We start from the raw sequence: 17,514 nt of genomic DNA on the forward strand, positions 1-17,514 counted from the left end.
TTGTCGTCCGGGCGCGATGGAGTTGTTCACATGGGGCTTCCGGCCGGTTACCCACCGGCAGTAGGTTCGGCGTCACCCCCTGGGCGGTCCGCCGCCCGGGGTGGGCATCCGGACGGGGACGCGGAGGTGCGGTGTGACGACGCTTGCTGAGCCTGGGCGGACCGCCCGGCTGATGTGGACGCACTTCGAGGCGGTGCACGCGGTCACCTACTTCCACCCCCGGGCCCGTGCCGCGTACGAGGCGGTCGGCCTGCGCGGGTACTGGCGGGGCTACTTCGCGGGCCGGTCCGCGCCGCTGGGCGCCACCGAGGCGGCTCCGGTGATTGCCGCCTTCTTCACCTTCGCGCCGCCGATGGTGAGCCGGGCGCTGCCGTCGGTGTGGCGGTTGGCCACGCCGACGGAGGCGTTGCGGGCCCGGCTGACAGGTGCCGTGCAGGCGCTCGCCGAGCTGACCTACGAGTTGCCCGAGGCGCACCTCATGGAGACCGCCGACCTGCTGGAGGAGGCCGCCACCGCGGCGCAGACGGCGGGCCGGGTGCTCGGCGCTGCCAATGCGGCGCTGCCGATCGGGGAGTACCCCCTGGCCCGGATCTGGCAGGCCGCGACGACGCTGCGCGAGCATCGGGGCGACGGGCACGTGGCGGCGCTGGTAGCCGCTGGCCTGGACCCGGTGGAGACGCTGGCCTGGAAGGTCGCCGTCGGCATGTCACCTGTGAACCTGCTGGGCCGGGGCTGGACCGAAGAGCAGTGGCACGCCGCCTGCGAGCGACTGACACAGCGTGGTTGGTTGACACCGGGCGGCACGGCCACCGAGCAGAGCCGGGCCGACTTCCAGGCCGTCGAGGATGCCACCGACCGGGCCGCCGAACACCCGTGGTCGGCCCTCGGCGTGGATCGCACCGACCGGCTGCGTGAGCTGCTGGAACCGATCGCCCGGTCCTGTCACACGCTGATCCCGTCGGGCAGCCCGATCGGGCTGCCCCCGCTGCCCGCCTGACCGGACGCCTCCGGGTCGGGCAGGATGGGCCCGTGGTGGATGCGGTGGTTTTCGACCTGGACGGCGTGATCGTGGATTCCGAGCCGGTGTGGGAGGAGGTCCGGCGGGCGTACGTGGCCGAGCACGGCGGGACGTGGCAGCCGGACACCCAGCGTCGGCTGATGGGTATGAGCACCGGCGAGTGGGCCGCCTATCTCAGTGGCGAGCTGGGCGTGCAGCGCACCGCCGAGCAGGTCGCCGACGAGGTGGTGCGGGAGATGGCCCGGCGCTACCGGGAGCACGTACCCCTCATCGACGGCGCCGACGAGGTGGTGCGCCGGATGGCCGCGCGGTGGCCGCTCGGGTTGGCCAGTTCGTCGCCGACCCGGCTGATCGCTGCGGCGCTGGACGCCACAGGTCTGACCGACGCGTTCGTCACCACCCTGTCCACCGAGGAGACCGAGCGGGGCAAGCCGGCTCCGGACGTGTACCTGACCGTCGCGCAGCGCCTCGGCGTCGACGCGACCCGCTGTGCGGCGGTGGAGGACTCGTCGAACGGGGTCCGATCGGCCGCCGCGGCGGGGATGCGGGTGGTGGCGGTGCCACACGGCTCGTACCCCCTGGACCCGGATGCGGCCGCGTTGGCGGCGGTGACGTTGGGTTCGATCGGTGAGCTGACAGCGGAGCTGGTGGGCGGCTGAAGGGCTGACCTGCGCGCCGTCACGGTCGTCCCCGATTGTGCGGTTTCCGGGCCGGTGTCGGTCGGCATGACGGGGGCCGGGCGGGGTACCGCAGGCGACGGTGCTCGACCCGGGTGCCGCGCGCCGGACAGCTGAGGAGTCGACGGATGAAGGCCATCGTGTACGAGCGCACCGGCGATCCTTCGGTGCTGGAGCTGGTCGACAGGCCGGTGCCGGAGCCGGGGGCGGGCGAGGTCCTGGTCCGGATGGCGGTGTCCGGGGTGAACCCCACGGACTGGAAGTCCCGGCGGTCCTCCGCGCCCAAGGGGTGGCAGATCCCCGGGCAGGACGGCGCGGGAGTGATCGAGGCGGTCGGCACGGGGGTCGACGCCGAGCTGATCGGTGAGCGGGTCTGGATCTGGGAGGCGGCCTGGCAGCGGCAGTGGGGCACCGCCGCGGAGTACACGCTGGTGCCGGTGCGGCAGACGGTGCCGCTGGGTGACGCCTCGTTCGAGCTGGGGGCGAGCCTGGGCATCCCGTTCCTGACCGCGCACCGCTGCCTGACGGCCGGCGAACTCATGCCGGACGCGCTGCGCGCCGGCGCGTTGGCCGACCACACAGTGCTGGTGCAGGGCGGGGCGGGCGCTGTCGGCAACGCGGCGATCCAGTTGGCCCGATGGGCGGACGCCACGGTGATCGCCACGGTGAGCAGCCCGGAGAAGGCTCAGCTCGCTGCGGCCGCCGGCGCCTCCCTGGTGATCAATTACCGGGAGCAGGACGTGGTCGAGGAGGTCCGCAAGATCGCCCCGGACGGGGTCCACACGATCGTCGAGGTCTCCCCCGCCCGCAACGCGTCGACGGACGCGCAGGTCCTCCGGCAGGGCGGGGCTGTCTGCGTGTACGCCGACGACGGTGGCGCCGAGATGACGGTGCCGGTCCGTCCACTGTTCGCGCTCAACAGCAGGTGGCAGTTCGTGCTTGTCTACACCGAGCCGAAGGCGGCAAAGGCACAGGGCGTGATCGACGTGGCGGCGGCTGCGAACCAGGGTGGCATCGGGGTGGGCGCCGACGCCGGCCTGCCGCTGCACACCTACCCGCTGGCGGACGCGGCGGCGGCCCACCAGGCGGTCGAGGACTCGGTGGTGGGCAAGGTCCAGATCACCACCAGCGACGCCTGATCGGGTCTCCGGTTGCCGATTTCCCCGTCATCGGGACAGAGCCGAACAATTTTCGCAACAATGACGGTGCGGGTTACCCGCATGGAAAGGGCGGCCCCGGCGCGGTGCGAACGCCGGGGCCGCCCCCTGGGGAGGAAATGATCAGGAGAATTCCCTCTTCCCCAACAGGCGACAGTGCCCGCCAAAACGTTACGGGGCTGTCAGCTCCCGGACACTCAGCTCGCCACCGGCGTACCGCGAACGGACGACCTTCTTGTCGAACTTCCCGACGCTGGTCTTGGGCACCGCGTCGATGAACGCCCACCGCTCGGGCAACTGCCAGCGGACCACCGTGGCGGCCAGGAACTCGCGCAGCTCCTCGGCGGTCACCGTGCCGCCCTCCCGCACCACGACGGTGGCCAACGGACGCTCACCCCACCGCTCGTCGGGCACCCCCACCACGCAGGCCTCCAGCACCGCTGGGTGGGCCATCAGCGCATTTTCCAGCTCCACCGAAGAGATCCACTCGCCACCGGACTTGATCACGTCCTTGGCCCGGTCGGTGAGCGTCAGGTAGCCGTCCGGGGACAGCGTGCCCACATCCCCGGTACGCAGCCAGCCGTCGCGGAACTTCTCCTCGTCGGGGGCGTCGTCACCGACGTACCGTGCGGTCACCCACGGCCCCCGGACCTCCAGCTCGCCCACGGACGTGCCGTCGGCGGGCAGTGGCTCGCCAGCCGGGCCGACGATGCGCGCCTGCACGCCGGCCGGCACCCGGCCCTGCGTGTAGCGGTAGCGCCACGCCTGCTCACCTGTTGCGCCGGCCGGTGGGCGGGAGACCGAACCCAGCGGCGACATCTCCGTCATCCCCCAGGCGTGGATCACGTCGATCCCGTGCCGGTCGTCGAACGCGTGCATCAACGCGGGCGGGCAGGCCGAGCCGCCGACGATCACCTCGGTGAGCGACGAGGTGTCCACGTCGTGGGTGTCCAGGTACGCCAGCAGGTCGGTCCAGATGGTCGGCACCGCGCCGGCCAGGGTCGGCCGCTCGGCGGCGATCATCTCGGCGATCGGCGCCGCCTGGAGGAACCGGTCCGGCATGATCAGCGACGCGCCGGACAGGAACGCCGCGTACGGCAGGCCCCACGACATGGCGTGGAACATCGGCACGATCGCCAACTCCCGGTCGGTCGGCCCGAGACCGAACCCCTCCGGCATGCATACCTGCAACGAGTGCAGATAGATCGAGCGGTGCGAGTAGGCGACGCCCTTGGGATGTCCGGTGGTGCCCGAGGTGTAGCAGAGCGCCGCCGCGTCCCGCTCGTCCACCTCGGGCCAGTCGAACGTGTCGGGACGGTCCGCGAGCAGCGCGTCCCAGTGGTGCACCGTGATCCGGTCACCGGCGGCAGCCACCAGGGGCGCCGGGTCACCGCCGCCGACCACCACGACGTGCCGCACTGTGGTCAGCTCGCCGATCACCCGGGCCAGTAGCGGGATGAGCGTGCTGTCGACGAGCACCACCCGGTCCTGCGCGTGGTTGGCGATGTAGGCGACCTGGTCGGGAAAGAGCCGGATGTTGAGGGTGTGCAGCACCGCACCCATGCTCGGCACCGCGAAGTAGGCCACCAGGTGCTCGTTGTTGTTCCACATGAATGTGGCGACCCGCTCGTCACCTGTCACCTCGCACTCGTCGCGCAGCGCGTGTGCCAGCCGCGCCGCCGCGCGGCCCACCTCGGCGTACGTCATCCGGCGGGGTTCGCCGCCGGTCCAGGTGACCACCTCCGCCGTGCCGTGCACCCCCGCGCCGTGGTCGAGGATCCGGGAGACCTGCAGAGGGGCGTCCATCATCGTGCTACGCATGGGTAACAAGTTAGTGTCGCCGGTCACACGTTGGGAACCCCCGTAAATTGGCGCAGGTGAGCATCTCCTGGGCCGATTCGTACGTGGGGCAAATACGCGCGCTGGCCGGTGACCGGACGCTGATGTTCGTCGGCGCCCGGGCCGTGGTCAACGACAACGCCGGGCGCATCCTGCTGATCCAACGCTCGGACAACGGCCAGTGGGCAATGCCCGCCGGTGCCATGGAACTGGGTGAGTCGATCGCCGACTGCGCAGTACGCGAGGTCCGCGAGGAGACCGGGCTGCGGGCGCTGCGGGTCTGCGCGTTCGCCCTCTACACCGGCCCGGACCGGACCAGCACCAACATGTACGGGCACACGTACCAGGTCTTCACCACCGCGTTCAAGGTGGAGGAGTGGGACGGGCAGCTGTCCCGGACCACCGACGAGACCACCGACGCGGGTTTCTTTCCCCGCGACCGGTTCCCGGCACCGCTCTCCGCCTCGGTCAACGAGACCCTGGCCGACCTGGACGTCTTCAATCAGACCAACCGGCTCATCCTGAAGTAGGTGAGCCGGCGGTCCGTCAGATCATCGTCTGGGACTTGGCCTCCATGTCGGCGGCGGCCTCGTCCTTCGACTCCTTGGTGAGCGGCTTGCCGCCCGGCGCCGGGGCCTTACCGCCGAGCGGGTCGGCACCACCGGTGGCACCCTCCGGCCCCGCACCTCGCAGCGTGCTGTTGGGCATCGCCACTGTGACCAGCACCGCCACGATGGCGACCAGGCCGGCGGTCAGGAAGACCAGGTGCAGCGAGTCGACGAACGACTCCTGGATGGCGGCCCGCACCGCGCCGGGCAACGCCATGATCGTCGCCGGGTCGTTGATCGAGATGTTCGTTCCGCCGCTCGCCGCGATCGCCGCCTGCTGGTCGGGTGGAAGCTGGGCGATCGCGCCCGGCAGCCGTTCGGCCAACTGCGTGTTGAGCCGCGAGGACAGCAGCGTGCCGAGGATCGCCACGCCGAACGAACCACCAAGCGACCGGAAGAACGTCGCCGAGGACGTACCGGCACCCAGGTCCCGCACGGAGACGGCGTTCTGCACCGCCAGGACCAGCGACTGCATGCACAGACCCAGGCCCACGCCGATGACCACCATGAAGCCGAACGCCACCCACAGCGAGGTGTCCACGTGCAGCCTCGTGAACAGCAGCATGCCCAGCACCAGCGTCACCGCCCCGGCGACCGGGAACCACTTGTACCGCCCGATGCGGCTCATCGCCCGCCCGGTGACGATCGACGTGACGATGATGCCCGCCATCATCGGCAGCATCAGCAGACCGCTGCGGGTCGGCGAGGCGCCCTTGACGATCTGGAGGTACAGCGGAATGAAGATGATCGACCCGAACATCACCAGACCCAGCACGAAGCCCGCCGAGTTGGCGAGCGCGAACGTGGCGCTGCGGAACAGCCGCAGCGGCAGGATCGGCTCGGCGACACGGGCCTCCTGGAGCACGAAGAGCACTGCCAGCACCACGCCCGCGGCCAGCAGGCCGATGATCACCCCGGAGCCCCACGGGTACTCGTTGCCGCCCCAGCTCAACGCCAACAGCAGACAGCTCACCCCGGCGACAAGCAGACCCGCACCCAGCCAGTCGATCGCGTGCTTACGCCGCTCGAACGGGATCAGCCGCATCACGTGGTAGCAGACCACGATGGCCAGGATCCCCAGCGGCACGTTGATGTAGAAGATCCACCGCCAGTCGGTCTCCGCGAAGTAACCACCGACAAGCGGGCCAGCCACCGAGGAGATACCGAACACCGCGCCGAACAATCCCTGGTAGCGGCCACGATCGCGGGGGGACACCACGTCCGAGATGATCGTGAACGCCAACGTCATCAGGCCACCGGCGCCGAGGCCCTGGATGCCCCGGGTGACGATCAGCTGGGTCATGTTCTGCGACAACCCGGCCAGCAACGACCCGACCAGGAACGTGCCGATCGAGAACAGGAACACCGGCCGGCGGCCGTACAGGTCGGCCATCTTGCCGTACAACGGCGTCGACGCCGTCGAGGCGAGCAGGTACGCCGTGACCACCCACGAGTAGTGGTTGATCCCACCCAGCTCACCGACGATCGTCGGCAGGGCCGTACCGACGATTGTCTGGTCGAGTGCGGCCAGCAGCATGCCGGTCATCAGACCGAGCATGAGCAGCCGGATCTGCCGATGATTCAACACCGGGGCGGCGGAGGCTTGGGTCATCCCGCCTTCTTTCCCGTCCAACCCAAAACATGCCCCCAGCCGCCCGATTTCCCATCCGCCCCGCCCTCCCCGCCCAACCCACCCGAGGGGTTGATCATGAGGTTGGCGGGGCCAGATCGGCGTATCGCCCCCGCTAACCTCATGATCAACGCGGGGTGGGTTGGGCGGGTGGGGTGGGGGTGCGGGTTAGGCGGCGAAGGTTTGGGTGATTTTTTGGCAGAAGGCTGGGAGGTCGTCGGGGTTGCGGCTGCTGGTGAGGTTGCCGTCGGTGACGCACTCCTCGTCGACCCAGGTGGCCCCGGCGTTCGTCAGGTCCGTGCGCAGGCTGGGCCAGGACGTGATCCGTCGACCCCGCAGCACGTCTGCCTCGATCAACGTCCACGGGCCGTGGCAGATCACCCCGACCGGCTTGCCAGCGTCGAAGAACGCCTTCACGAACCGCACCGCGTCCGGGTCGGCACGCAGGAAGTCCGGGTTCGCCACCCCGCCGGGCAGCACAAGCGCGTCGTACCCGTCGGCGTCCGCCTTGTCGGCGGTGACGTCCACGTCGTACGTCTTCGACTGGTCCAGGTGGTTGAACGCCTGGATGGAGCCCGGCTTGAGCGAGACCAGCTCGGCGGTCGCGCCGGCCTTCTCGACCGCCTCGCGCGGCTGAACGTACTCGACCTCCTCGACGCCGTCGGTGGCCAGGAACGCGATCCTCTTGCCTTGCAGTGTCGCTGTCATCTCGTACATCTCCTCTCCGGGGTTACCTCAATTCCCTTCCCGCCGCCGAACACCCGAAACGGGCCCGGCAGGTAAGGAAGGGCACTGTGCGGCAGCGCACGGCCGCCCAATTGACAAAGGCCACCTGACCAGCGGCCGGACGCCTCGCCGGCCAGGTTTGGCCCGGAGGGCGTTGGGGACCCGGGGAGGCATGGCAGGAGCAGCAGCGGAACAGCGCCGGCTCGCCACCGTCGTGGAGAGCTGGCTCGGGCGCCCGGTCCTGATCGTCGGCGACGCCATGCTTGACGAGTGGCGGTTCGCCGACTCCGATCGGCTCTGCCGGGAGGCGCCCGCACCGGTCCTCACCCTGCGACGGCGGATCTCCGCGGCGGGCGGGGCCGCGAACACCGCGGTGAACGTCGCCACCCTCGGCGGACGGGCGGTGCTTGTGGCCCCCGTCGGCGCCGACGTGGCAGGCGACGAACTGCACGACTGTCTTGACCGCGCCGGCGTCTGGGACCGTACAGTAAGCCAGCCCGGCCGCCCCACACCTGTGAAGCGGCGGATGCTGGCGGGTAACCAGATCCTGCTCCGGGAGGACTCCGGCGACCCGGACGACGCGCTGGACCCGGACGGAGTGTCCCGGCTGCTCACTGCGCTGGACTGTGCCACCGAGGAGCTGCGGGCAGCAGCCGGCGGGGAGGCGCCGACCCTTGTGGTCTGCGACTACGGTCTCGGTGCCCTGCCCGCGCCGGTCCGCGCGTGGCTTGTCGCACAGCGGGAGCGGTACGCCACTGTCGCGCTGGACGCTCACGACCTCGCCGACTGGCGGGGCCTCGCACCGACAGTCGTCACTCCCAGCTTCGCGGAGGCGACGAGGCTGCTGGCTCGTGCCGGCGGCGCGTCCCGTCCGACGGGAGGCACTGACCTGCACCTGGAACACCCCGACAGCGACCCGACCGATGGTCCGTCCGAGCTGACCGTCGGCGCGGCCCCGGGCCGAACCCACACCGACAGCGCAGCCCACACGGACGGAGCCGCCCACACCGAGAGCCCCGCTCACGCGGAAAGCGCCGCCCACTCCGACGGCACCGCACCGGGCCTGGTCCGAGGCGATGCCCCCGGCCGAGCGGCGGGGATCAGCGCCGACCGCCCCGGGCCGGTGGGTGAACCCACAGCGAGCGAGGGGCGGGTGGCGCTCACCGGCGACGGGCTCAGCGTCACCGGCACCGGTGTCACAGTGAACACCGAGGCCGGGGCGGGCGTGGACCGGGCGGTGCTTGCCGAGTCGCGCCTGGCCGAGTTGCACGCGCACACCGGCGCGGACGTGGTCGCGGTGACCCTTGACACCGAGGGCGCTGTGGTCGGCGGCGCCGACGGCGAGCGGCGGCGCAGCCACAGCACCCCGGTCCCGGCGAGCCACGCCGTGGGCGCAGGAGACGCGTACCTGGCGGCGATGACGCTGGCCCTGGCCGCCGACGCGCCGCTGCCCACCGCCGCCCAACTCGCCCAGCTCGCGGCCACCATCACCGTGTCCGACACCGGTACGTGTGTGTGCCTGCGCGACGACCTGCTCGCCGCCCTCGACATGCGGCCGCAGACCAGTGGGCACCCGGCGCTTGTCGGCACCGACGAACTCGACGCGATAGTGGCCGAGCATCGCGAGGCGGGACGGTCGGTGGTGTTCACGAACGGCTGCTTCGACGTGCTGCACCGGGGGCACGTGCGCTACCTGGAGCAGGCCCGCGCCCTCGGCGACCTGCTCATCGTGGCTGTCAACTCCGACGGCAGCGTACGTCGCCTGAAGGGTCCGGACCGGCCGGTCAATTCGGTCGAGGACAGGGGTGCCCTGCTCGCCGCGCTGTCCTGCGTGGATCACGTGGTGGTGTTCGAGGAGGACTCGCCCGCCGCGCTGATCGAGGCCGTCCGGCCGGACGTGTACGTCAAGGGTGGCGACTATCCGCCGGAGCTGGTGCCGGAGGCGCCACTGGTACGCCGGCTCGGTGGCCAGGTCCGCACCCTTGGGTACGTGCCGGACCGGTCCACGTCGGCGATCATCGAGCGGATCCGGTCACACAGCCAGGACCTGTCGCCGCAGGCCACGGACCGGGAGCCGGACGCGGTGCCCCACGCCCAGGCCAGCATGCCCGACGCGTCGCTGAGCACCGGGACGCAACCGGCGGGCGCTCCGCCGACGGGCAGCAGCACGAGCACCCGACCGTCGTGAACCGGCCCCTCGACCTCGGCGCCGCCGCGTCGTTCCGCACCGACCGGCTTGTCGACGTGCTGATCCCGACGCGTAACCGGCCCGCCGAGCTGGCGGTCACACTGTCCGGGCTCGCCGCCCAGAACGGGGTGCCCGGTTTCGGTGTGGTGGTGAGCGACCAGTCCGACGGCGAGCCGGCGTACGCGCACCCGGCCGCGGCCACAATGGTCCGGGCGCTGCGCAACGGGGGTCACCCGGTGCTGCTGACCCGCCGCCTGCCCCGGCGCGGGTTGGCCGAGCACCGTGCGTACCTGCTCGCCGCGTCGACTGCCAGGTACGTGCTCAGCCTCGACGACGATGTGTGGCTGGAACCGGGGGCGCTGCACCGGCTGGTCACCGCCATCGAGGAGTTGGGCTGCGGGTTCGTCGGAAACGGGGTGCACGGGCTGTCGTACACCGACGACGTGCGGCCGGACGCGCACGGGCACTACGAGGAGTGGGCCGGCCCGCCGACGCCGGAGCGGATCCGGCCGGGCACCGCGCAGTGGAACCGGGCGCGAATCCACTCGGCGGCCAACCTGCTGCACATCACCGCCAAGCTGGCGCTGCCGCCTGGCGCGTGGCGGGCGTACAAGGTGTCGTGGATCGGCGGCTGCGTCCTCTACGACCGGGCGAAGCTCGTCGCGTCGGGTGGGTTCGACTTCTGGCGACGGGTACAGGAGAAACACCAGGGCGAGGACGTGGCGGCCCAGCTCGCGGTGCTGGCCCGGTACGGCGGGGCGGGCGTTCTGCCGAGCGGCGCGTACCACCTGGAGTCCCCCACCACTGTCACCGAGCGGGACGTGGAGGCGTGGGAGGTCGTGCTCGCCGACGAGGACGCCCCGCAGCCGGCCTGACTACGGGGTGAGCAGCTCGCGGGCGGCTTCCAGCGCCTCGGCCACCGGCACGTCGGTGACGAACGAGTCCCGGTGCGGGCACTCGCCGTCGCCGGGCCGGTGCGGGTAGATGCCGGGCGTGCAGTCCACGCCGCAGACCGGGCAGTGCACCATCCAGGAACAGATCGGCCGGTGCCGGCCGCGCAGCGGGTTCGCTGTGTTGATCAGATTGCCGACCCAGAAGATGCCCACCGTGGGAGCGCCCACCGCGGCGGCCAGGTGCAGCGGGCCGGTGTCGTTGGAGACGACAAGCGCGCATCCTGCGTAGCAGCCGGCCAGCCCACCGAGGCTGAGCGTGCCGACCTGCGGCCGGACCGGTACGCCCGCCGCTGCGACCACCCGGTCCACCACCTCCCGCTCGGACGGCGTACCGGTGACAAGCACCTCGTAGCCGTCGCCGTGCAGCTCGCGGGCCACCTCGGCGAAGCGTTCGGTGGGCCAGCGGCGGCGGGTGTCGGTGGCGCCCGGGTGCAGCGCCACGCGAGGGCGGTCCGCCGGGCCGAGCACCCGGCCCGCCTCGGCCCGGTCGGCGTCGGTGACGGCGAGCGTCGGCACGACAGTGGTGGCGGGGGCACCGACCAGTGCCACCACCTCCAGGTAGCGGATCACCTCGTGCTGGTAGTAGACGTAGCGGATCCACCGGTCCAGCGGCGGTGCGTCCTCGGCGCGCAGCCCGACGGTGACCCGGGCTCCGAGGCGGCTCAGCAAGGGGTTGGAATTGGCGCCACCCCCGTGGATCTGCACCGCCAGGTCGAAGCCGGTGGCCGCCGCCAGGAAGTCGTCAATCGACGGCTCTGGTTCGTCGGGCTCCGGGGAGCGTATGCCGGGCGCGGGCGGCACCACGAGCACCCGGTCGACAGGGCCGGGCCGGTCACGCCAGAGCTTCGCGTGCCACGGCGCTCCGAGCAGCACGATCTCCGCCGAGGGGTACGCGGCGCGCAGCGCGTCAAGCGCCGGCAGGGCGAAGATGAAGTCGCCGAGCGCGTTGGCCCGCAGCACCGCGATCCGCCGCACGTCGGGGACGAGCCCGGCCGTCGGGCCGAGCAGGGACGGGGTGACCACGCCGGTTGCTACGGCCGGTCGATCTCGCCGACGGTGTCCGGGTGGTGCAACTCCCGGTCCGCTGCGGGATCGGCCGGCATCGGCGTACCACCGGACTGGATGGTGGAGCGCGGCCCGGTGCGGCCGACGGTGATGGTGCGCGGCGTGGCCCGTGCCGCCCGGGGCAGACGGACCCGCAGCAGCCCGTGGTCCATCACCGCGTCGATGCCGTCGGGGTCGACGCGGGACGGCAGGTCGACGCGGTACTCGAATCCGCGAGTCTCGAAACCGCCGGGGATGCCCTGGTCGGCGTTGACCTCCGCCTCGGAGCGGGCGCGCACGCACAACTCCCGGTCGTCGAGCTCGACGGCCACCTCCTCGGGTGCCACGCCGGGCAGCCGGACGACGACCTCCCAGCCGTCGGACGTCTCGGTCAGCTCGACGTCGGACGCTCCGGCCCGCCCGCCGACCAGCCGGCTCAGCTCGGAGCGCAGCGACTGCAGCTCACCCATCGGGTCCCAGCCCTGCTGCCGGCTCCGCCATCCCCTGCTGAAGCCGCCGGGCTGCTGCTCGCTCATCGCCCCTCTCCGGTCCGCCGGCTGGCCGTGGCGGGCCGCAGTGAGCTGGGCGCGTCCAGATTCGCGTCGCGGTCGACGCCCACGCCGAGCCTGTCGACCAGTTCGCCGCCGAGCCAGGCGCTGACCCCGAGGATCGCCACAGCGACCACCTCGATGGCGATCAGCGCGCCACCGGCCGCCCGGGAGTCCGCGTTGAGCCGGACCGCCCACACGGCCGCGAAGAGCAGGACCACCGCGACGTTGGCGCCGGCGTGCAGCAGACCCACCCGCTTCGCGCGGGTGCCGGTCGGGATCGCCAACAGGTCGAACGAGCCGGCCGCCGCGGCGAGCAGGCCGCCGATCAGGCCGACGGTGATGTTCCAGTACGCGACCTCGCCGAGGAAGTCCGGCCCGCCGACCGCGTCGATGACGTCGAACAGCACCGCTGTGACAAACAGCGCGACCGGGAACATGACCAGCATCGGATGGACTGGGTGACCCAGCACCTTCAGTCGGCTCTCCATCTCCCGGCCTCCACTGGTCGGCTTGCTGCGGACGGTATGTGCGGCGGGCGCGTCGGTCGAGGCCGTACCCCGGACGGTGGGGGACAAACCTCGCGCTGGTCACGCCTTAGGCTGGCGAGGGTGGCCCCGCCACCCATGTCAACGGCTGGGGGAGGAACACGTGACGGTGGACATCACGTCGCACGAGGAGTTACGCGAACTGCTCGGGGAGCCGCACCCACGGGCCGCCAACAAGGATCGTGCCCGGCTGCACGAGCGGGACCGGCAGTGGCTCGCCGCCTCGCCGTTCTGCCTGGTGGCCACCGCCGGCGCGGACGGCACCTGCGACGTCTCGCCCAAGGGTGACCCGGCCGGCTTCGCCCTGGTGCTTGACGACACGACCATCGCGCTGCCGGAACGGCCGGGCAACAAGCGCGCGGACGGCTACCGCAACATCCTGGACAACCCGCACGTCGGGCTGCTCTTCATGATCCCCGGCCGGACCGACACGTTGCGGATCAACGGTCGGGCCCGGCTGGTGCGGGACGCGGAGTGGTTCGACGACATGGTGGTCAAGGGGCATCGGCCGGTGCTCGCCGTGGTGGTGGAGATCGAGCAGATCTTCTACCACTGCGCGAAGGCGTTCCTGCGGTCGTCGCTGTGGCAGCCGGAGACCTGGCAGCCCGACGTGTTGCCGCCCCGGGCGCGCCTCATCAAGGAGGTCGAGGCGCCCGTGGAGAGCCTGGAAGAGCTGGAACGACACTACGGCCCGGAGTACACCAAGACGATCTACTCCTGACGCGGGCGCCCGGGGTGGCACCCGCGCTGCCCCGGCAGCCCTCCGCGCGTTGCCGCCGACTGCCGTCGTGCCGTCAGGTCGACCAGCCGGCGGGGTTGCCGAACGACTCCCGAGAGATGCCGGAGCCGGTCTGCGGCCAACCGCCGAACCGGTCGTTGTGCAGGTGGGCGAAGAAATAGCACATGTCCTCGCAGTCGGCGTCTTCCAGAGCGAGAGCAGGGTTGGCGCGGACGGCCTCGTAGTAGGCCCGGCCGAGGGCGACGATGAAGCCCCGGCAGTAGAGGAAGCCGTCGTCCGAGCCGCCGGTCACCTCGTGGATGTCCTCCCGGTCGATGTCGTACAGCTTGCGCTCCACCACCCGGTCGAGGTCGGTCAACTCCCGCGCGGACAACTCGCCGCTGAGGGCACCGAGGCGGACGAGGAACGGGGCCAGCCAGTCGTCGAGGGCGTAGATCCGCACGTCATCGTCGCTGTCGGGATCACGCTCGGCGATGGCTCGGCGCAGCGCCAGCGCCTCCGCGTCGAGTCCGGCCCACGCCGACTCGATGAGCGCCCACAATCGGGCCTCGTCGGCTGCGGTGGGCAATATGCCGGTGGCATCCGTGGTCACGATCACGACCGGACCGTATCCGGCACCACCGACAGTCCCGCCCGGGTCTGACCGGCTACCCGGCGGACACCATCCACAGGTGACCGTCCGGGTCGGCGAAGGTCCCCGCGTACCCCCAGGGTTGCGCTGCCGGCTCGGTGACCACCTCGGCACCGGCGGCGCGCGCCCGCTCGACGATCGCGTCCGCGTCAGCGGGAGAGGCGACGCCGAGACTGAGCACGCACTCACTCTGACCCCGCGCGGCGACCGCGTGCGGGCCGATCACCCAGCCGAAGCCGCCGGTCGGGACGAGCATCAGCCGCAACCCGTCGTTGACCACGAACTGCAACGGCTCCGGAAAGCCGTCGTCGGCCAACTCCCCCACCGCGTCCAGGCCGAGGCCTTCGGAGTAGAAGCGGTGGGCGGTCGCCCGGTCGGCGACGGGCAGGCTGACGGTCACGGGGGCGTACGTCATGGAATCAGCTCCAAAGGTGTCGGGCGGACGTTCTCTCCAGGATGGACGTCGTCGAGGACCCGGACTCATCGACACGGCCGCGATCGGACATCGCCGCGCCACGGGCCCTAGCGTGGCCCCCATGGACGAGAACGGCTGGCTGGCGGACACCCGCACCTCCTACGACACCGTCGCCGACAGTTACGCGCACCTGCTGCGCGGCCTCCTGGCCGAAGCGCCCTACGAACGGGCAGCCTTCGCCCTGTTCGCCGACCTCGTCAGGGCCGCCGGTGGCGGGCCGGTCGCCGATGTCGGCTGCGGGTCAGGGCGCATCACCGCCCACCTGCACGAGCTGGGCATGGACGCCTTCGGCATCGACCTCTCACCCGGGATGATCGACGTGGCCCGGCGAGACCACCCCGGCCTGCGGTTCGAGGTGGGCTCCATGACCGACCTCCCGCTGGCCGAGGGCTCGGTCGCCGGCCTGCTGGCCTGGTACTCGCTGATCCACATCCCCGACGACCAGATCGGCGCGGTCCTGGCGCACTTCCGGCGGGTGCTGCGTCCCGGCTGCCCGCTGCTGCTCGGCTTCCACGTGGGCGACGAGACCACCCTCAAGACGCAGGGGTACGGCGGCCACCCGATGAACGTTTACGTGCACCGCCGCCAGCCGGCCCAGGTGGCGGCCTGGCTGCACGACGCCGGCTTCACGGTCGAGGCGCAGACGACAGTCGTCTCGCCGGAAAGCCGGCTCGGTGGCATCGTGTTCGCGCGCCGCCAACCCGGACGGCCACCTCAACCCTGAGGGCGTCGGGGTCCATGGCGCCCAGCCCGGGAGGTTGCACCCGCAGCGCGCCCATATCGACCCTGGCCGCTGCAGCGCCGGAGGAAGGGCTACCCGCGCTACCTCTGTTCTCGCCGGACGGACTCGCCGACAAAGTCCGCTGCCGCCGCCGCGTCGTACTTCGGCTGCCGTTGCAGGCAACCCCAGGCGGTCAGGACCACACCGCTCTGGACGGCCGGATGCGGCGCGAGCAGCAGGCTCCTCGGGTTGGCGTGGACGAGCCGGCGCATGTCCGCGACGACCTCGGCCGGGGTGTCCGCCGCGTACAGCAGGGCGACGTGACCCTGCTCCAGCGCGTGCAGTGTCAGCCCGTCCGGGATGGGCCTGTCGTAAGCGCCCGGCGCCAGGCTGAACGGGAAGTGCGGGCCGGAGGTCGGAGGTTGCGACGAGTACCGCACCGAAACGGCTTCCGCCTGCGATATGTGCGGGCTCTCCAGCACAGGTACGGTCTCGCCGGCCGGGCACGGTCGCGGGTCGGCCGCCGACCGGGCTCCCGATCCGGGCGACGTCCCGCCCGTGAACAGGGTGGCCGTCAGCGCCCCGGTCGCGAACATCACCGCCGTCCGCCACCACCAGCGGTGCGGGTGCAGACTCACAGCAGCGCTCCCATCCGTCGAAGCCGGCGCTCGCGCAAGGCGATCACGACCGGCGCGATCAGGCCGAAGACCAGGTAGACAAGCACTACCGACGACTCCCAGAACGCGACCGAGGCGGGCGAGAACGCGCTGAGGTTCGCCATCACCCAGGCACCCATCGCTATCGCGAACGGCACGGCGAAGGTCACCACCATCCACCACATCACCACGATTCCGGCCAGGTACACGAGGCCGAACCAACGCGCGACGGCCCGATCGCGCGGTCCGATCGCGTCCAGCTCGACCCGCTCGTCGTCGGTCAGGCGCCAGAGCCGCCACTTGGTGGTCAGCACAGTGGCGCGGTACAGGTTGTGGCACTTCAGCGCGTTGGCCAGGACGGCGTACCCGTCACTGCGCAGGAACACCCCCGCCCACTGCCAAACGACGCTGAAGATCAGATAGAGGACGACCACCCGCAGCAGCCGGTCCAGTGCGGCGGGCATTGTGGCCACGCCGACGACGTGGGCGTACCGCAGGGTCAGCGCGAGCGCCAGCGCCGTCACGTCGAACGCCATGCCCGCGAGGAAGGGTCCGTAACGCGCCCGCCGGCTGACGGTGAGGAGCTGACTGAGGTCGGTCTCGAAGACGAGGTAGATGCCGCGTCGGCTGATACGGAAGGTCGCAGGTATGCCCACCGCGCGACCGGCGAGCCAATGCCAGATCTCGTGCAGGGCGGCCAGTGCGAACCCGATCGGCAGGTAGAGGAGCACCGCCAGCACGGGGTCAGCGAGCCACCAGACGTGCTCGTAGGAGGGGCGCAGCGCCGGCTCGATCACCAGCATGGTCACGGAAGCGGCGGCGGCTCCCGCGTACAGCAGCCAGGCAGGCCACCCGAAGAACACCCGGGCCACCCGAGGGCTGACGCCCTCGATCCAGCGGACCGTGCCCCGGGGCCGGCCGGTCGAGGCGGACGCCTCCGTGTCGCCGTCGTCGCTGACATCGTCGAGGAGGCCCGCGGCGGCGAGGCCGTCGAGGAACTCGCCGCCGTCCACCACAGTGCCGGCCGCCGTGCTGGCCCGGTCGGTTGCCGCCGCGATCGAGCCACCCGCCTGCAACGCGCGGACGAACACCGCTCCCGGCTCGGGCACCGCGACGTACACGCCGAGGTCGTGCCGGCCGAGGATGAAATCGTCGCCCTCCTGAGCGACCACGAGCAGCCGTACGGCTGCCGGCACGCCGACCGCCAACACCGGCGATCCGTCCATCGCGATCTCCTCGCCTCGCAGCAGAAGGCCCGGGTCGCAGTGGCTTCCCGGGCCGTCCTCATCCTGTTGCAGAACAGCGGATCTGGATCAGCTGTCGGTCGGGCCGGGGAAAACCACTGTGACCCGAACA

General features: G+C 71.4%; 18 protein-coding genes. 8 read left to right on the plus strand and 10 right to left on the minus strand.

Going from position 1 to position 17,514, the window contains the following annotated elements; all coding sequences use genetic code 11:
• Positions 1 to 172 precede the first annotated feature (172 nt).
• From ACLQ23_RS03665 to ACLQ23_RS03675, 3 genes are all read left to right on the plus strand, one after another.
• Positions 173 to 997 (plus strand): SCO6745 family protein, encoded by an 825-nt coding sequence (locus ACLQ23_RS03665; RefSeq protein ID WP_355628295.1) that lies wholly within the window; start codon positions 173 to 175, stop codon positions 995 to 997.
• 32 nt (positions 998 to 1,029) lie between these two features.
• A complete protein-coding gene (locus ACLQ23_RS03670) occupies positions 1,030 to 1,677 on the plus strand; it encodes an HAD family hydrolase (RefSeq protein WP_355628249.1) in 648 nt (215 codons plus the stop codon).
• Positions 1,678 to 1,823: 146 nt separating this feature from the next.
• Positions 1,824 to 2,834, plus strand: a complete 1,011-nt coding sequence (locus ACLQ23_RS03675) for an NADPH:quinone reductase (protein WP_355588209.1) — start codon at positions 1,824 to 1,826, stop codon at positions 2,832 to 2,834.
• 189 nt (positions 2,835 to 3,023) lie between these two features.
• Here the strand turns inward: ACLQ23_RS03675 and ACLQ23_RS03680 are convergent, their stop codons facing one another.
• Positions 3,024 to 4,658, minus strand: a complete 1,635-nt coding sequence (locus ACLQ23_RS03680; RefSeq protein ID WP_425880345.1) for a fatty acid--CoA ligase — start codon at positions 4,656 to 4,658, stop codon at positions 3,024 to 3,026.
• 71 nt (positions 4,659 to 4,729) lie between these two features.
• On the opposite strand from ACLQ23_RS03680, the gene ACLQ23_RS03685 reads away from it, so the two are divergent.
• Entirely contained in the window at positions 4,730 to 5,221 is a 492-nt protein-coding gene (locus tag ACLQ23_RS03685) for an NUDIX domain-containing protein (protein ID WP_355588207.1), read from the plus strand.
• Between the two features lie 16 nt (positions 5,222 to 5,237).
• Here ACLQ23_RS03685 and ACLQ23_RS03690 read toward each other — a convergent pair whose 3' ends face one another.
• Both ACLQ23_RS03690 and ACLQ23_RS03695 read right to left on the minus strand, forming a co-directional pair.
• Positions 5,238 to 6,911 (minus strand): MDR family MFS transporter, encoded by a 1,674-nt coding sequence (locus ACLQ23_RS03690; RefSeq protein WP_355588205.1) that lies wholly within the window; start codon positions 6,909 to 6,911, stop codon positions 5,238 to 5,240.
• 186 nt (positions 6,912 to 7,097) lie between these two features.
• Positions 7,098 to 7,637 carry a type 1 glutamine amidotransferase domain-containing protein gene (locus tag ACLQ23_RS03695; RefSeq protein ID WP_355588203.1) on the minus strand — a complete coding sequence of 180 codons (540 nt, stop codon included), beginning with the start codon at positions 7,635 to 7,637 and terminating at the stop codon, positions 7,098 to 7,100.
• Between the two features lie 190 nt (positions 7,638 to 7,827).
• Between ACLQ23_RS03695 and rfaE2 the strand changes: the two genes are divergently transcribed.
• Both rfaE2 and ACLQ23_RS03705 read left to right on the plus strand, forming a co-directional pair.
• A complete protein-coding gene (rfaE2, locus tag ACLQ23_RS03700) occupies positions 7,828 to 9,843 on the plus strand; it encodes a D-glycero-beta-D-manno-heptose 1-phosphate adenylyltransferase (RefSeq protein ID WP_425880328.1) in 2,016 nt (671 codons plus the stop codon).
• The gene (locus tag ACLQ23_RS03705; RefSeq protein WP_355588199.1) at positions 9,840 to 10,718 is read left to right on the plus strand and encodes a glycosyltransferase family 2 protein; all 879 of its coding nucleotides are present in this window, start codon (positions 9,840 to 9,842) and stop codon (positions 10,716 to 10,718) included. Before rfaE2 ends, ACLQ23_RS03705 begins: the two co-directional genes overlap by 4 nt.
• Here the strand turns inward: ACLQ23_RS03705 and ACLQ23_RS03710 are convergent, their stop codons facing one another.
• The 3 genes from ACLQ23_RS03710 to ACLQ23_RS03720 are packed head-to-tail and all read right to left on the minus strand — an operon-like array spanning position 10,719 to position 12,879.
• The gene (locus ACLQ23_RS03710) at positions 10,719 to 11,819 is read right to left on the minus strand and encodes a glycosyltransferase family 9 protein (RefSeq protein WP_425734647.1); all 1,101 of its coding nucleotides are present in this window, start codon (positions 11,817 to 11,819) and stop codon (positions 10,719 to 10,721) included.
• A gap of 8 nt (positions 11,820 to 11,827) precedes the next feature.
• Positions 11,828 to 12,376, minus strand: coding sequence for an Hsp20/alpha crystallin family protein (locus ACLQ23_RS03715; protein ID WP_355588195.1), 549 nt, complete (start codon positions 12,374 to 12,376; stop codon positions 11,828 to 11,830).
• Positions 12,373 to 12,879: a DUF2231 domain-containing protein gene (locus ACLQ23_RS03720; protein WP_377664703.1), complete on the minus strand. Its 507-nt coding sequence runs from the start codon at positions 12,877 to 12,879 to the stop codon at positions 12,373 to 12,375. The genes ACLQ23_RS03715 and ACLQ23_RS03720 overlap by 4 nt, the downstream gene beginning before the upstream one ends.
• 160 nt (positions 12,880 to 13,039) lie before the next feature.
• On the opposite strand from ACLQ23_RS03720, the gene ACLQ23_RS03725 reads away from it, so the two are divergent.
• Positions 13,040 to 13,657 carry a pyridoxamine 5'-phosphate oxidase family protein gene (locus ACLQ23_RS03725; protein ID WP_425734646.1) on the plus strand — a complete coding sequence of 206 codons (618 nt, stop codon included), beginning with the start codon at positions 13,040 to 13,042 and terminating at the stop codon, positions 13,655 to 13,657.
• A 73-nt stretch (positions 13,658 to 13,730) separates the two neighbouring features.
• Here the strand turns inward: ACLQ23_RS03725 and ACLQ23_RS03730 are convergent, their stop codons facing one another.
• Positions 13,731 to 14,273, minus strand: a complete 543-nt coding sequence (locus ACLQ23_RS03730) for a DUF4240 domain-containing protein (RefSeq protein ID WP_425734645.1) — start codon at positions 14,271 to 14,273, stop codon at positions 13,731 to 13,733.
• A 49-nt stretch (positions 14,274 to 14,322) separates the two neighbouring features.
• On the minus strand, positions 14,323 to 14,721 hold the full coding sequence (locus ACLQ23_RS03735; protein ID WP_425734644.1) for a VOC family protein: 399 nt from the start codon (positions 14,719 to 14,721) through the stop codon (positions 14,323 to 14,325).
• A 121-nt stretch (positions 14,722 to 14,842) separates the two neighbouring features.
• Between ACLQ23_RS03735 and ACLQ23_RS03740 the strand changes: the two genes are divergently transcribed.
• Positions 14,843 to 15,505 carry a class I SAM-dependent methyltransferase gene (locus ACLQ23_RS03740; protein WP_425880329.1) on the plus strand — a complete coding sequence of 221 codons (663 nt, stop codon included), beginning with the start codon at positions 14,843 to 14,845 and terminating at the stop codon, positions 15,503 to 15,505.
• Between the two features lie 98 nt (positions 15,506 to 15,603).
• Here the strand turns inward: ACLQ23_RS03740 and ACLQ23_RS03745 are convergent, their stop codons facing one another.
• Together ACLQ23_RS03745 and ACLQ23_RS03750 are read right to left on the minus strand one after the other, a co-directional pair.
• A complete protein-coding gene (locus ACLQ23_RS03745; protein WP_355588183.1) occupies positions 15,604 to 16,140 on the minus strand; it encodes a DUF3105 domain-containing protein in 537 nt (178 codons plus the stop codon).
• On the minus strand, positions 16,137 to 17,384 hold the full coding sequence (locus tag ACLQ23_RS03750; RefSeq protein WP_425734642.1) for a hypothetical protein: 1,248 nt from the start codon (positions 17,382 to 17,384) through the stop codon (positions 16,137 to 16,139). The genes ACLQ23_RS03745 and ACLQ23_RS03750 overlap by 4 nt, the downstream gene beginning before the upstream one ends.
• Between the last annotated feature and the right edge of the window lie 130 nt (positions 17,385 to 17,514).

It is taken from the genome of Micromonospora sp. DT41, assembly GCF_049841715.1.
GTDB classification, from domain to species: Bacteria; Actinomycetota; Actinomycetes; order Mycobacteriales; family Micromonosporaceae; genus Micromonospora; species Micromonospora profundi.